At 33.6% G+C, this 12,758-nt stretch carries 13 protein-coding genes; 8 read left to right on the forward strand and 5 right to left on the reverse strand.

Going from position 1 to position 12,758, the window contains the following annotated elements:
• Positions 1 to 4 precede the first annotated feature (4 nt).
• The 3 genes from OQK60_RS01595 to OQK60_RS01605 are packed head-to-tail and all read left to right on the forward strand — an operon-like array spanning position 5 to position 3,117.
• A complete protein-coding gene (locus OQK60_RS01595) occupies positions 5 to 1,021 on the forward strand; it encodes a hypothetical protein (protein ID WP_297683399.1) in 1,017 nt (338 codons plus the stop codon).
• A gap of 15 nt (positions 1,022 to 1,036) precedes the next feature.
• The gene (gene dusB, locus OQK60_RS01600) at positions 1,037 to 1,990 is read left to right on the forward strand and encodes a tRNA dihydrouridine synthase DusB (RefSeq protein WP_297683401.1); all 954 of its coding nucleotides are present in this window, start codon (positions 1,037 to 1,039) and stop codon (positions 1,988 to 1,990) included.
• The gene (locus tag OQK60_RS01605) at positions 1,984 to 3,117 is read left to right on the forward strand and encodes a hypothetical protein (RefSeq protein ID WP_297683402.1); all 1,134 of its coding nucleotides are present in this window, start codon (positions 1,984 to 1,986) and stop codon (positions 3,115 to 3,117) included. The genes dusB and OQK60_RS01605 overlap by 7 nt, the downstream gene beginning before the upstream one ends.
• Here the strand turns inward: OQK60_RS01605 and OQK60_RS01610 are convergent.
• From OQK60_RS01610 to OQK60_RS01620, 3 genes are read right to left on the reverse strand one after another with little or no spacing between them, the layout of a single operon-like run.
• Positions 3,114 to 4,004: a hypothetical protein gene (locus OQK60_RS01610; RefSeq protein ID WP_297683404.1), complete on the reverse strand. Its 891-nt coding sequence runs from the start codon at positions 4,002 to 4,004 to the stop codon at positions 3,114 to 3,116. The genes OQK60_RS01605 and OQK60_RS01610 overlap by 4 nt on opposite strands.
• Entirely contained in the window at positions 4,001 to 4,345 is a 345-nt protein-coding gene (gene fliN / locus OQK60_RS01615) for a flagellar motor switch protein FliN (RefSeq protein WP_297683405.1), read from the reverse strand. Before fliN ends, OQK60_RS01610 begins: the two co-directional genes overlap by 4 nt.
• A complete protein-coding gene (locus tag OQK60_RS01620) occupies positions 4,342 to 4,767 on the reverse strand; it encodes a chemotaxis protein CheX (RefSeq protein WP_297683407.1) in 426 nt (141 codons plus the stop codon). Before OQK60_RS01620 ends, fliN begins: the two co-directional genes overlap by 4 nt.
• Positions 4,768 to 4,895: 128 nt before the next feature.
• Here OQK60_RS01620 and OQK60_RS01625 point away from each other — a divergent pair, with 128 nt between their 5' ends.
• From OQK60_RS01625 to OQK60_RS01640, 4 genes are read left to right on the forward strand one after another with little or no spacing between them, the layout of a single operon-like run.
• Positions 4,896 to 5,627 carry a sulfite exporter TauE/SafE family protein gene (locus tag OQK60_RS01625; protein ID WP_297683409.1) on the forward strand — a complete coding sequence of 244 codons (732 nt, stop codon included), beginning with the start codon at positions 4,896 to 4,898 and terminating at the stop codon, positions 5,625 to 5,627.
• Complete coding sequence (gene uvrA / locus OQK60_RS01630) at positions 5,628 to 8,453, forward strand: excinuclease ABC subunit UvrA (protein ID WP_297683411.1); 2,826 nt, start codon at positions 5,628 to 5,630, stop codon at positions 8,451 to 8,453.
• A 13-nt stretch (positions 8,454 to 8,466) separates the two neighbouring features.
• Complete coding sequence (locus OQK60_RS01635; protein ID WP_297683413.1) at positions 8,467 to 8,904, forward strand: glycine zipper 2TM domain-containing protein; 438 nt, start codon at positions 8,467 to 8,469, stop codon at positions 8,902 to 8,904.
• A gap of 23 nt (positions 8,905 to 8,927) precedes the next feature.
• Entirely contained in the window at positions 8,928 to 9,557 is a 630-nt protein-coding gene (locus tag OQK60_RS01640) for an NAD(P)H-dependent oxidoreductase (RefSeq protein ID WP_297683416.1), read from the forward strand.
• 3 nt (positions 9,558 to 9,560) lie between these two features.
• On the opposite strand, the gene OQK60_RS01645 is transcribed toward OQK60_RS01640, so the two are convergent.
• Complete coding sequence (locus tag OQK60_RS01645) at positions 9,561 to 10,295, reverse strand: endonuclease/exonuclease/phosphatase family protein (RefSeq protein ID WP_297683417.1); 735 nt, start codon at positions 10,293 to 10,295, stop codon at positions 9,561 to 9,563.
• A 20-nt stretch (positions 10,296 to 10,315) separates the two neighbouring features.
• On the reverse strand, positions 10,316 to 11,707 hold the full coding sequence (gene cls, locus OQK60_RS01650; protein ID WP_297683419.1) for a cardiolipin synthase: 1,392 nt from the start codon (positions 11,705 to 11,707) through the stop codon (positions 10,316 to 10,318).
• Positions 11,708 to 11,835: 128 nt separating this feature from the next.
• On the opposite strand from cls, the gene OQK60_RS01655 reads away from it, so the two are divergent.
• Complete coding sequence (locus OQK60_RS01655) at positions 11,836 to 12,753, forward strand: manganese-dependent inorganic pyrophosphatase (RefSeq protein WP_297683421.1); 918 nt, start codon at positions 11,836 to 11,838, stop codon at positions 12,751 to 12,753.
• Positions 12,754 to 12,758: the final 5 nt, after the last annotated feature.

Below are 12,758 nucleotides of genomic sequence, written 5' to 3' on the forward strand. Positions count from 1 at the left end.
AAAAATGCATATAAAGAGATATACAATAGCAGCATTGGCATTAATTGTATTAATTGGTTGGTATGTTTATGCTTTTGTAACACAAGAAAGTATCAGTATTGAATTGTTTGGTATAGCTTTACCATCGTTGTCTATTGCAATGTGGGTAGTTTTACCATTAATCTTACTTTATGCTGCTAGCGTTATTCATATGTCATTTTATTCATTTCTTGGTAGCCTAAAACTTCGTAAATACGAAAAAGACTATGAAAAAATAGTTGATTCAATGGTAGATGCTTATCTAGGCAAAGAAAATCGTTCACATACTTTTAAAACTGACAGATATAAACTCTTGGGTGCTTTAGTTGATAATGCAACTATTTTTCCGGTTGGAGAGTTTGATGCAGATATAAACAATAAAAAAATAAGTGAAGTGCTTGAACTTATAAATAAGGTTAGAGAGGGAGAAGTTGTTGATCTTAAAAAATATTCTCTTCCTTCGTTTAATCAATTAGCCATTCAAAATGAGAGAAATCGTTATAAAAAAGGTGATTTAACTGCCGAAGATATAATAAGCCACTCTAATAAATATGATGAGAGCCTATGTAAAGATGTTTATGTAGATTTTGTTAAAGAAGCACCTTTAAATGCAATAGAAAAATATAAAAAATATTTAACAAAAGATGCTCTTTTTGAGATACTCTCAAGAGTCAATGCAGAAAAAAATACTTTAGAAGTATCAAATGATGCCTTGATATCTCTGTTTAATGAGTTAGATTTAAGTTCTAGCGATTACATAGAAGCATCTCAGAAACTTTCAAAAGGTATGATACCTGAGCAAAGAATTAAACTTTTTGAGACATTGAGTAATCAAAATGAAAATATTGTAGAAGCATACTTGTTTACTTTATTTGATTTAGAGATGCTGGCTCCTACAAAAGAGATATTAGATAATTCTCAAGATAATGAGTATATACAATTTAAAGCATACAGCTCACTAAGAGAATGCGGCAAGCATTTTGATATTAACCTTTTTATCTAACCATATAACGCTAAAATGTTGAAAAAATTATCATTTGATAAACCTTTATATGTTTTAGCACCTCTTGCGGGTTTTACCGACCTTCCTTTTAGAAGTGTAGTTAAAAAATTTGGAGCAGACCTTACTGTAAGTGAGATGTTAAGCTCAAATGCTCTTGCACACGGCTCTGCTAAGACTCTACATATGTTAGAAAAATCTCCCAATGAAGATCCTTACTCTGTTCAAATTTCAGCTTCTGAAGTTGAGATGGCTAAAAGAGCGGTTGAAGTTTTAAATGAGCATGAGGGCATCGATATTATTGACTTGAACTGTGGTTGTCCTGTCCCAAAAGTTGTAGGTCATGGAAGTGGAAGTTCTCTACTTTTAAACTTGCCTCTTATGGGTGAAATTATTAAAACAATCAAAGAGACTTCTAACAAAAGCTTAACCAGTGTAAAAATCAGACTTGGCTTTGAGAAAAAAAATCATATTGAAATAGCAAAAATAGTCGAAGATAGCGGCGCTGATTTTATAGCTGTCCATGGAAGAACTCGTGCCGGAAAGTTTAAGGCCGCTGTTGATTACGATGCAATTGCCGAGATAAAAGAAGCTGTTAATATACCGGTGATTGCAAATGGTGATATAGACTCTTACGACAAAGCAAAGTGGGTTTTAGAGCACACTAAAGCTGATGGAGTTATGATAGGTCGTGGTGCAGTTGGAGCTCCATGGATTTTTCATCAGCTTCGAACGGGAACCAAAGATATTGACAAAAATCTCAAGCATGATATAATCATAGAGCACTTTGACAAGATGATAGAGTTTTATGGCCAATACGGCGTTGCTATGTTTAGAAAACATACTCATACTTACTCTAAAGGTTATAGAGGTGCATCAGCACTTAGAAACAGCGTAAATAGTATATCTGATATACAAGAGTATCGCGCTGTAATAGATGACTTTTTTATTAATAGTGAGATAATTTGTTAGAAATAAGCAAATCTATTAAAACTCTTGATTATAGTGATATAGGAGACAATCTTCTTCACTATGACTACAATGTTAAGCATCTGCTCTCTTTAATAAACAAGGGTGTAGATAGAGATGATCCGTTGTTTTTGAGCTCGTATCGCTCTTTTGAGGGTGAAGTGTTTGAAAACTTTGTGTATGAAAAACTTTTAAGATATGCCGCAGAGAATGATGATGTAGAGAAGTTTGTTCTAAAAGGTTATCATCAAAATAAATTTAAAGCTTATGCAAATACACTCTCAATCAGTGAAAAACAGCAAATCGTTTACAGAACAAAAAGTAGAGAAATTAGTGAATTTGACGCTATGCTCGTCACAAAAGACAAAGAGTTATACTTTGTAGAGATGACTCTAGTTAAGTCTGTGCTTAAACTTAGAAAAAGACTTAGAAAGAAAAAAGCCCTTTTAGAGATTATATTTCCAGACTATAAGATTAAATCTTTAATCATTTTAAACGAAGGCGCTACGGGTATTAAGCAGTTTCCAGATTACTGTAAAGTATGGCTTACAGATGAGTTTTCAGCAAAGAATGTTCTTGACTACATAACAGTTGAAAATCAAAAAAAGCTTCTTTCAAAACAAAAAGTTCATTCAGATAAAATGGTGGAAGCTCATACCCTTAAAAACTATCCTTTTAGATATTACAATACAATGTCTTGGATAACCAAAACACTTAGAAAGCATAACAAACATATATTGGATATGAATTTCTTAATGAGTGAAAAAACTCAGAGATTTATTGACTTGTATAATAAGTTTTATGTTGGCTACATAAGTGTTGGAGAAGTCAGAGAAGAATTAGGTATAGATAGCAAATACAATGATGAGCATAGGGTTATAGTTGCTATTGAGAAGAAGCATTCAGATGAGATTGTAGTTACTTACTATTTGCAATTAACTCGTAAGAATTTACTTTTATACTCTTATGACGATGATAAAATAACAAAAGAGAAAAAAGATCCTTACGGTATTACTGTGACAGAAGTTTATCATATTGATAAAATGATGAATGATAGCTATAAATTAAATAACTCGCAAATTAAACTGATTAAAAAGCTTTTAAGAGAGAGATTTGAAAGAGATAACTAATCTTCATAAGCGATAGAAGCGGCTCTCTCTTTATATGCTTGCAGCGGCTCCTTGTTGTTTTCTTTCTTATCTTGAAGAAAGTCATTTAGTTCTTTATGTCTGCTTTGTAAAATTGTGTCAAAATCATCTTGTGTCACAGGTCTATCATCTGTAAACTTATCAAGCAGTATATTGCTTTTGCCCATAAGTACAAGATAGCTCTGTTCACCAAAATCAAGCATTACAACACTGTTTTCATTGTTAATAGATTTTTGAAATCTTATACTTACATTTGCATTCTCTGTCTTTGCCTGCGCAACAACTTCCTTTGGAGCATTTGCATTCTCTTTAAATAACCAAGAGGCTGGCTCCTTGCTATTTTGTTTTGGAGTAACTTTTTTCTTAATAAAAAACAGCAAGATTATGCCTATGATAAGTATAGTTATTACTATGTAGTAGCTTTGAGCTATGTCATCACTTTTTTTTGTTGGAAGTAAACTGAGTGGTTCTGAATTAGTTTGTTTATTTGATACCGGAGCTGCTTGTTTTACTGTTTTGTTTGCAAACCTTAGTCTTAGACCATAGGAATCAGATGTTTTTGAAGCTTGCAGACCAACAGACGGCGGAACAAGTGCGATTATTTTTGTGTGTCCGGACATAGGCGATATACTTAATGATTTTATGTACTTTGAGGATAGTTGCTTTATTTTTGCAGATTCTATAGTCGCATCTTCAAGCTTTATGGTAATTGTTGATTCGCTAACGCTTTGTTTTATTACACCATCATAGGGTGTATCAAAAGTTATCATGATATCCACTCTATCTGTTCTGTCGTAAATATTGTAACTTAGGATTTTAGAAGCGTACAGAGAAAATGGAAGTAAAAATAATAACAGATATTTAATCATAATCTCTCTTTGGAAAGGTGGTATAAAACTGCATTAGAATCTAAAATTTCATTTATACGAATAGCAAGATTTTTTTCATAAACCATAACCTCACCTTTGCCTAAAATACGACCATTAACATATGACTCAACACTCTCTCCGGCAGGTTTTTTGAGGTCAATAATCGAGCCTTTCGTAAGTTTTAATATTTCAGCTACAGAAAGCTCAGTCTCACCTAAATCGGATATAAATTCAACTTCCATATCTAGTAATCCCGAGTAGTCCATCCATGATAATTCAGTATCTTGGTCATATAGTGGACTAGGTGCTCCAAACTTATGTTTGCGTTTATTTTCTTTCAACTTAGTTCCTTGATTGCTATAATCATTTCATCATTTTCTATTTTAACAACCTTGGCTTGATCATAATCAAAATCAAACTTGTCTATTTTTTCAAAGTGAGGCGTGCAAATAACAAAAGGGTTCTCATTTGATACTTCTGCAATAACTTTAGCACTTCCAACAATTTGATTAGCTGTTTCAAGCATCATGTCTATTAGTGTCTCTTCGTCGCTCTCATCTTCTTCAAGGTAGAGTGTTGAAATTCTTTGTGCAAAACTAGGCGATGCGCACAAATAGACTCTATGGGACTTTTTATCACGGGTCTCTATGTCTATGTAAGCAATAAGTGTTCTCATTTGGGAAATGTTTTCGTGTATCTCGTGAGGAACTCTAATTTGATGAATACAAAAATTTTGTGAAGCTTCTATTATTGTTTTTAGCATGATTTAAACCCTTAATTGCAATTATTATACTTGAATGAATCTCAAAGTAAAATTAAACAATGATTTGTGATGCTATATAAAACTACTCTAAAGTGTATATTGAGTATAATTCGAAAAAAGTTTAAGATATGACAGAATTGATTTTTCTAGGCATTGGTGTTGGTGCACTCTCAGGCTTCTTTGGTATTGGGGGCGGGACTATTTTAATTCCGCTGCTGCTACTTTTAGGTTATGAGACTAAGGCTGCTATAGGGATATCAGTTGTTCAAATGGTTTTTAGTTCTATTTATGGAAGCTATCTAAACAATAAAAAAGGCACGCTTGACATTTCTATGGTGATGATCATAGGAGCAGGTGGTTTTATTGGAGCAATATTTAGCGGTTTTTTAACATCAAGTTTTGATGACAGGCTACTTGAGAGTATATTTTTAGCTTTTGCACTATTTGCTCTTTTGAGAATGTTTTTTAAGACACATAAAAACAAACCGCAAAAAGATGTAAATAGAGTTGCTCTTTTTATTATTGGTTTACTCATAGGTGCTATAAGTATGACAATAGGTGTCGGCGGAGGTATTTTGCTTGTTCCGGTATTGGTTAGTTTTTTACATGTGGAGCTTAACAAGGCCATATCGGCAGGATTATTTTTTGTAGTCTTTTCATCTATTTCAGGTTTGATTTCTCACTCGCTAAGTCGACATATAGATTTTGAGAGTGGAATTATCATAGGTTTGGCATCACTACTTGGTGTTTATATTGGAATAGTTTTAAAAGATAGAGTAGATAGCGTATTACAAAAAAGGCTGTTAGCGGGTTTTTATCTTCTAATAGTCGTATATTTAATAAATAGGATATTTGTATAAATGAAAAAAGATGTGATTAAAATAACCGGTGCAAGAGAAAATAACTTAAAAAATATAAATTTAACAATTCCAAAAAACGAGTTAGTAGTTTTTACCGGTCTTAGCGGCAGCGGTAAATCAACACTTGCTTTTGATACTCTTTATGCAGAGGGTCAAAGAAGATATATGGAGTCTTTATCATCCTACGCCAGACAGTTTTTAGACCGTGTTGGAAAACCAGATGTTGATAAAATAGAAGGTCTTACACCAGCCATTGCAATAGACCAAAAAACCACAAGTAAAAACCCTCGTTCTACCGTTGGAACAATTACAGAAATATATGATTACTTTAGACTTTTGTATGCAAGAGTAGGCGTACAGCATTGCCACAATTGTAAAAAAGTCATCTCACAAATGAGCGCTTCGGATATTATCGGTGAAGTTGCAAAACTTCCAGAGGGTGCGAAGCTAGTTCTTTTAGCTCCTCTTGTTCGTGAGAAAAAAGGCTCATACGCTGACATGTTAGAGTCGCTTGTGCATAAAGGCTATGTAAGAGCTATGATAGACGGTGTAATGGTTAGATTAGATGATGAGATAGAGTTGTCAAAAACTAAAAAGCATACTATTAAAGTTGTCATAGATAGAGTTGTGGTAAAAGCTGAAAATAAAGAGCGAATTGCAGCTGATGTTGAAAAAGCTTTAAAAGAGAGTTACGGTGAACTTGAGATAGATATTTTGAACCATAAAGAGCTTGGACTTAAAGAGCATCAGATACACTACAGTGAGCATAATGCTTGTTTTGACTGTAAGATAAGTTTTGATCCATTGGAGCCATTATCTTTTTCATTTAACTCACCCAAAGGTGCTTGTAGCGAATGTGATGGTTTAGGACTTCGTTATGCACTCGATCAAGATAAGATAATAGATCGTGATTTAAGCGTAGAGAATGGGGCGGTAAAGATAGTTTATGGCTTCAATAAAGGCTACTACTTTACCTTTTTAAAAGGATTTTGTGCTGCAAATGACATAGATATAACTATCCCTTACTCAGAATTGCCGGAGTATCAGAAAAAAGCTATTTTACATGCCGGTATTGATGAAGTTTCTTTTATATGGAAAAACCATGAAGTTAAAAGAATCTGGCCCGGAATAATTAAAATAGCATATGACATGTTCAAAGATGAAAAAGAGTTAGCAGATTATATGAGCGAAAAAGTTTGTAATGTCTGTGACTCACATAGACTAAAAAGAGAATCTCTTGCAGTTAGGGTTGCAGATAAAGGCATAGCAGAGCTTTTAGATATGCCCATAGGAAAGACATATGAGTGGTTTAAAAACGAAAGTCATTTTTCTTATATGGATTCACAAGATACACAGATTGCAGCTCCTATTTTAAATGAAATTAGAGAAAGATTATATTTTTTATTTGATGTTGGACTTGGTTATATTACACTTGGAAGAGATGCTAGAAGTATTAGTGGTGGCGAGGCTCAAAGAATCAGAATTGCTTCACAAATAGGTAGTGGGTTGACGGGTGTTTTATATGTTTTAGATGAGCCAAGTATCGGTCTACACGAAAGAGATACTTTGAAGCTTATCAGAACCCTTAGAAGTTTACAAGAAAAAGGCAACAGCGTTATCGTCGTAGAACACGACAAAGAGACAATAGAAAATGCTGATTTTATAGTTGATATCGGTAGCGGAGCTGGAAAATTTGGTGGAGAGGTTGTGTTTAGCGGCACTTTAGATAAACTAAAAAAAGCAAAAACACTCACAGCTGATTATCTTTATGGCAGAAAAAAGATAGAGTATTTTTACAGACGAAAACAAGATAAATATATAGAAATCAAAAATGTTACTATTAACAATATTGAAAATCTAAGCGCTAAAATCCCGCTTAACAACTTTGTGTGTATCACAGGTGTAAGCGGCAGCGGTAAAAGTTCACTTATGCTTCAGACTCTGCTTCCTACAGCAAGAGAGCTTTTAAATCATGCAAGAAAAGTAAATAAAGTTGCCGGTGTTGAGATAACCGGACTTCAACATGTAGATAAAGTTATATATCTTGACCAAAGCCCAATAGGCAGAACTCCTAGAAGTAATCCGGCTACTTATACCGGTGTAATGGATGAGATAAGAGATCTGTTTTCTAAGACAAAAGAGTCGCAAATAAGAGGTTATACAACTTCGAGATTCAGCTTTAATGTTAAAGGCGGCAGATGTGAGAAATGTCAGGGTGAAGGGCAGATCAAGATAGAGATGCACTTTTTGCCAGATATTTTAGTTAAGTGTGATACATGTAACGGTACAAGATATAACCAGCAGACTCTAGAGGTATTTTACAAAGGAAAAACTATATCTGATGTGCTAAAAATGAGTGTAGATGAAGCTTTTGAGTTTTTTAAACCTATTCCTAAAATACATCAAAAAATGAAGACACTTGTAGATGTTGGACTTGGCTATATTACTTTGGGTCAAAATGCTGTTACGCTCTCAGGTGGTGAAGCTCAAAGGATAAAATTAAGCAAAGAATTAAGCCGTAAAGATACCGGAAAAACTCTTTATATTTTAGATGAACCTACTACAGGGCTTCACTTTGCAGATGTTGACAGGCTTACAAATGTTTTGCATCAGTTTGTAGAACTTGGAAACAGTGTTTTGATTATTGAGCATAATTTAGATATGATTAAGAACGCTGATTATGTTATAGACATGGGACCAGAAGGCGGTTCTGGCGGTGGTCTGATAATAGCTGAAGGCTCACCAGAAAAGCTAGCAAAAGAGTATAAAAAAACCGGTAGTTATACCGGTGAGTACTTGAAAAAAGAGTTAGCTTTACATAAATAAAAGGATGAATATAATGAAATATATAATATCTTTATTGGCAGCGAGCTTGCTGATATTTAGTGGTTGTTCTACAAATGTAGGACCGGAATATGATGGTCAGAATTATAAACAGATAAAAAAATATGAAATCGGTACAGTTACAAAATCTAGACCGATTGTTATAACAGATGACGGCTCAGGCAAGTTTGTTGGAACACTGGTCGGTGCAGTACTTGGTTCAATGATCGGTAGCAATAGAGGTAAAATTTTAGCAATGCTCGGCGGTGGTCTGGGTGGACACTATGTTGGAGCTGAACTAGGAAAAGCAAACGGAGAAGAACTGAGTGTTGAACTGGACAACAAAGAAGAGGTTGTTATCGTGCTTAAGGGAAATCGTTTTTTTGCCGGTGATCGTATAAAAATAATAAGAGACGGCGATAAAGTAGCTCAAGTTGAGAAATTAACTAAATAAATTACATTTCTAAGGAGACGAGCATGAAAAAAGAGTTTATGCAGGCAATGGATTTTAGGCATGCGTGTAAAGTTTTTGATGAAAATAAAAAAATCTCAGATGAGAACATTAAGTATATTTTAGAAGCAGGGCGTAAATCACCTTCATCATTTGGCATGGAGCCTTGGAAGTTTTTAGTTATTACAAATGAAGAACTAAAGGCAAAAATTAGACCAGCTTGTTGGAACCAAGTACAAATTACATCATGCTCTCACTTGGTCGTTGTATTGGCCGCTATAGAGTCTGTTAAAGTTGAATCTACTATACCTAAGAAGAGATTTACAAGACGAGAGATGCCACAAGAACAGCTTGATTTTTATATGAAACTCTACTCAGATCATTTAAAAGAGACTCTAAGTTCTGCTAAAAACATTTATGCATGGACTTCCAAGCAGACATATATAGCTGCCGCAAACATGATGACTGCCGCTGCCGTGATAGGCATTGACAGTTGCCCAATAGAAGGTTTTGAGAAAGAGAAAGTAGAAGAAATACTAGGTCTTGATATTAATAAATATCAATTGTCGCTAGTCCTTCCTCTTGGCTATAGAATCAACGAACAGTCATCCCAGCTGAGACTTGAGTATAATGAAGTGGTTGAATTTATAAGATAGTTGTTACAAAAGCTCAAAATTGGCAATAATTGGATTATGGTCAGATATTTTTTTAGTATCAATTACCTTTGAGTATGTTAATTTCAGCTCTCTGTAGAAGATATAGTCTAAAGAGTTTGAAAATACTTTTTTTACATGCTTATCTTCGGAAAAATCTACTTTTTTTAGAGATAAGTCATGAGTAAACTCTTTTAAAAAGTTTACTCTTTTTACATTCCATGTGTTAAAGTCACCTGCAAATATTACTGGGCCTTTGTGCAGTTTAATAATAGTTTTTATACTATTTAGCTCATTAAAAAAGTCACTGTTTTTTACAAAATTTATAGCATGTAGATTTACTACGAGCATCTGTTTGTCTTTAGATAGATTGTGTTTTGTGATAAGGGTTACTTTATGGGTGGCATAACTTAATTCTCTTTTTTTTGTAAGAAGTGAAAAATCATCTTCGCAAGATATTTTAAATGCGCTCAAAACACCAAAAACATGTCTTTTGGTTTGAATATTTGGAGATAAAATATATGAGTAATCTGAAATATCTAATTCTGTTTTTAGACTTTTTTTAACTTCTTGCAGCAGTAAAATATCTATATTTTCATCTACAATAAGCGATTTAAGCAGCTCTTTGTAGGGGTTTTTTAGTGTTAACTTAGCACTGTTCCAGCACAAAATAGTAAACTTACTACCTGGATTGTAGTCTTGATGTTTTAATGATTTAATACTTTTAGATGGTTTTAGCATTTCATGTCCATTGTGAATAGTTACAGCTGAGGAGCCATTACTCTCATTAAATTTTCTAAAATTCTTTTTATTGTAGAGACTTCTTGGGTGCCAATCGATGAATTTGATAATAATCTTTGCATCCAGAGTTGAATATCTTGTGTGACTTTATCAGAGTATACAAATGTAGCTACTTCATAATTTAAAAACAGACTTCTATTGTCAAGGTTTACACTTCCTAGCATTGTTGTTGAGTTATCAAACAGTATGGCTTTTGCATGTAGCATTGCACCGTTATATCGAGAAACTTCAATGCCAACTTCTTTAAGCTCTCTCATATAAGAAGCTCTTACTAGATTTACTATACGGTGATTTGTCTTTTTTGGTGTAATTAGCTTTATATCCAAGCCTTTGTGTTTAGCGATTACAAGCGCTTGAATTATAGACTTGTCGGGTACGAAGTAGGGAGTTACTATCCATATCCGTTCTTTAGCGCTGTAGATGGCACTAAGAAGTGTTTCATAAAGAGCGTCGTTACTTATATCGGGTCCTGATGGCACGACTTGAACAAAAGTATCTCCGGTATTGTTAGCTTTAGCGTCACAAGAAAACATTAATTGCTCCTCAGAAGCATAAAGCCAATCGGATGCAAAAATGTCAAAATACTGCTCTGCAGATGCACCCTCGACTAAAAAAAGCATATCCTCCCATCTTGTTTTATCAGCTGTTTCACCAAAGTAGTCATCTGATATATTCATACCTCCGCTTAAAACTTTTATGTTATCAAAAATAAATATTTTTCTATGATTTCTAAGGTTTATATAGTTTCTAAAAGGCATGCGAAAGATTGGCATAAAGAACTCTATTTTTGCACCGGCATCTCTCAACTCTTTTATCCTGTTTTGAAATAAATACAATTCTATAGAACCCAATGAATCAATAAGTATTTTTATCTCAACACCATCTTTAGCTTTTTTAATCATGGCATCTATAATCTTTTTAGTAGTATCGTCATAATTAAAAACATAGGTGCTTATAAATATAGATGTTTTAGCATTTTCAATACAAGAGATAAGCTCTTTATATGCAGATATCGGATCACTAAATAGTTCAAATTTTTCGTTCAAAGTGGCATCTGGAATTCCATAATTTCTTAAAACTTCATTTAAAGGATTGATTTGAGAGTGTACATGTGTGTTTTCTTGGAGCTTGATATTTTCTTTTTTATATCTGTTTTTACGCTTTCTAGAGCCAAATATAAAGTAGAAAATAACGGCAATATATGGGATTAGCACTATAAATAAGAGCCATGCTATAATATTTGAAGGTGAGCGTCTTTTATAAAGCATATGCATTAGGACCAAGAGTACTACAAGCTCACCAAATATTATCAGACTATGATAAAAAATTACATTAGCAACATCTATATTCATTATTCTTTCCTCGAATAAATTATATCATCTTTGTTAAACTTTTACTTTAGAATTATATTAAGTTATCTGAATGAAATATTTATAATAAAACTACAGTATAATTACGAAAAAAATTAAAGGCTTTTAACATGTCAACATATATTTTTGGACATACAAACCCTGATTCGGATTCGATTATAGGGGCTATTTCTCTTTCATATCTTAAAAATCAGTTAGGCGAAGATTGTATCCCGACTCGTCAAGGCGATATTTCTGCTGAGACACAATTTATCTTAAATAAATTTGATGGAGAGCTGCCTGAACTTAAAACTTCTGTTGCTGGCGAGAGTGTATATATTGTAGATTTTTCAGATAAAGCCCAAGCTCCAAAAGATATTATGGAGGCGACTATTCTTGGTATAGTGGACCATCATAAGCTTGGCGATTTGACTACAGACACACCTCTGGAGTGTTGGATTCGTCCTATAGGATGTACAAATACTATCATAAAAGAGATGTATGATTATCATGGTGTAGAGATCCCTAAAAATATAGCAGGAATGATGCTATGTGCAATTTTAAGTGATACTGTAATCTTTAAATCGCCTACATGTACTAAAATTGACACTAAAGCTGTTAAGGAATTGGCAAAGATAGCTGGAGTAGAAGACTATAAAGCACTTGGCATGGAGATGTTTATAGTAAAATCAGCAGTAGCTGGTGCAACTGCTCGTGAACTAAACACTCGTGATTATAAAGAGTTTGAAATGGGCAGTGATAAACTTGGAGTAGGACAGCTTGAGGTTGTTGATTTAAGCGTATTTGATGATATAAAATATGATTTATTTAAAGATATGAAAAAGTTAAAAGAGGAGGGTGGTTTACACTCAGTATTGATACTTTTAACAGATATTATGAAAGAGGGTTCTCAACTTTTAGTAGTTAGTGACGATGAGAGTAAAATTGAGACAGCATTTAAATGCAAACTAGAAAACTCTCAAGTTTGGCTTGACGGAGTGTTGAGTCGTAAAAAGCAGGTTATACCTTTTCTTCAAGCACAGTTTTAATATCA

This window comes from Sulfurimonas sp. (genome assembly GCF_026196735.1).
Taxonomy (GTDB): Bacteria; Campylobacterota; Campylobacteria; order Campylobacterales; family Sulfurimonadaceae; genus Sulfurimonas.

Bases quoted from the DNA above. Each gene is read 5' to 3' on its own strand.
- OQK60_RS01645 (WP_297683417.1), bottom strand. From the start codon at position 10,295: ATGCTAAAACCATCTAAAAGTATTAAATCATTAAAACATCAAGACTAC.
- OQK60_RS01640 (WP_297683416.1), top strand. From the start codon at position 8,928: ATGAAAAAAGAGTTTATGCAGGCAATGGATTTTAGGCATGCGTGTAAA.
- OQK60_RS01655 (WP_297683421.1), top strand. From the start codon at position 11,836: ATGTCAACATATATTTTTGGACATACAAACCCTGATTCGGATTCGATT.
- OQK60_RS01625 (WP_297683409.1), top strand. From the start codon at position 4,896: ATGACAGAATTGATTTTTCTAGGCATTGGTGTTGGTGCACTCTCAGGC.
- cls (WP_297683419.1), bottom strand. From the start codon at position 11,707: ATGAATATAGATGTTGCTAATGTAATTTTTTATCATAGTCTGATAATA.
- uvrA (WP_297683411.1), top strand. From the start codon at position 5,628: ATGAAAAAAGATGTGATTAAAATAACCGGTGCAAGAGAAAATAACTTA.
- OQK60_RS01595 (WP_297683399.1), top strand. From the start codon at position 5: ATGCATATAAAGAGATATACAATAGCAGCATTGGCATTAATTGTATTA.
- OQK60_RS01610 (WP_297683404.1), bottom strand. From the start codon at position 4,004: ATGATTAAATATCTGTTATTATTTTTACTTCCATTTTCTCTGTACGCT.
- OQK60_RS01635 (WP_297683413.1), top strand. From the start codon at position 8,467: ATGAAATATATAATATCTTTATTGGCAGCGAGCTTGCTGATATTTAGT.
- OQK60_RS01620 (WP_297683407.1), bottom strand. From the start codon at position 4,767: ATGCTAAAAACAATAATAGAAGCTTCACAAAATTTTTGTATTCATCAA.
- dusB (WP_297683401.1), top strand. From the start codon at position 1,037: ATGTTGAAAAAATTATCATTTGATAAACCTTTATATGTTTTAGCACCT.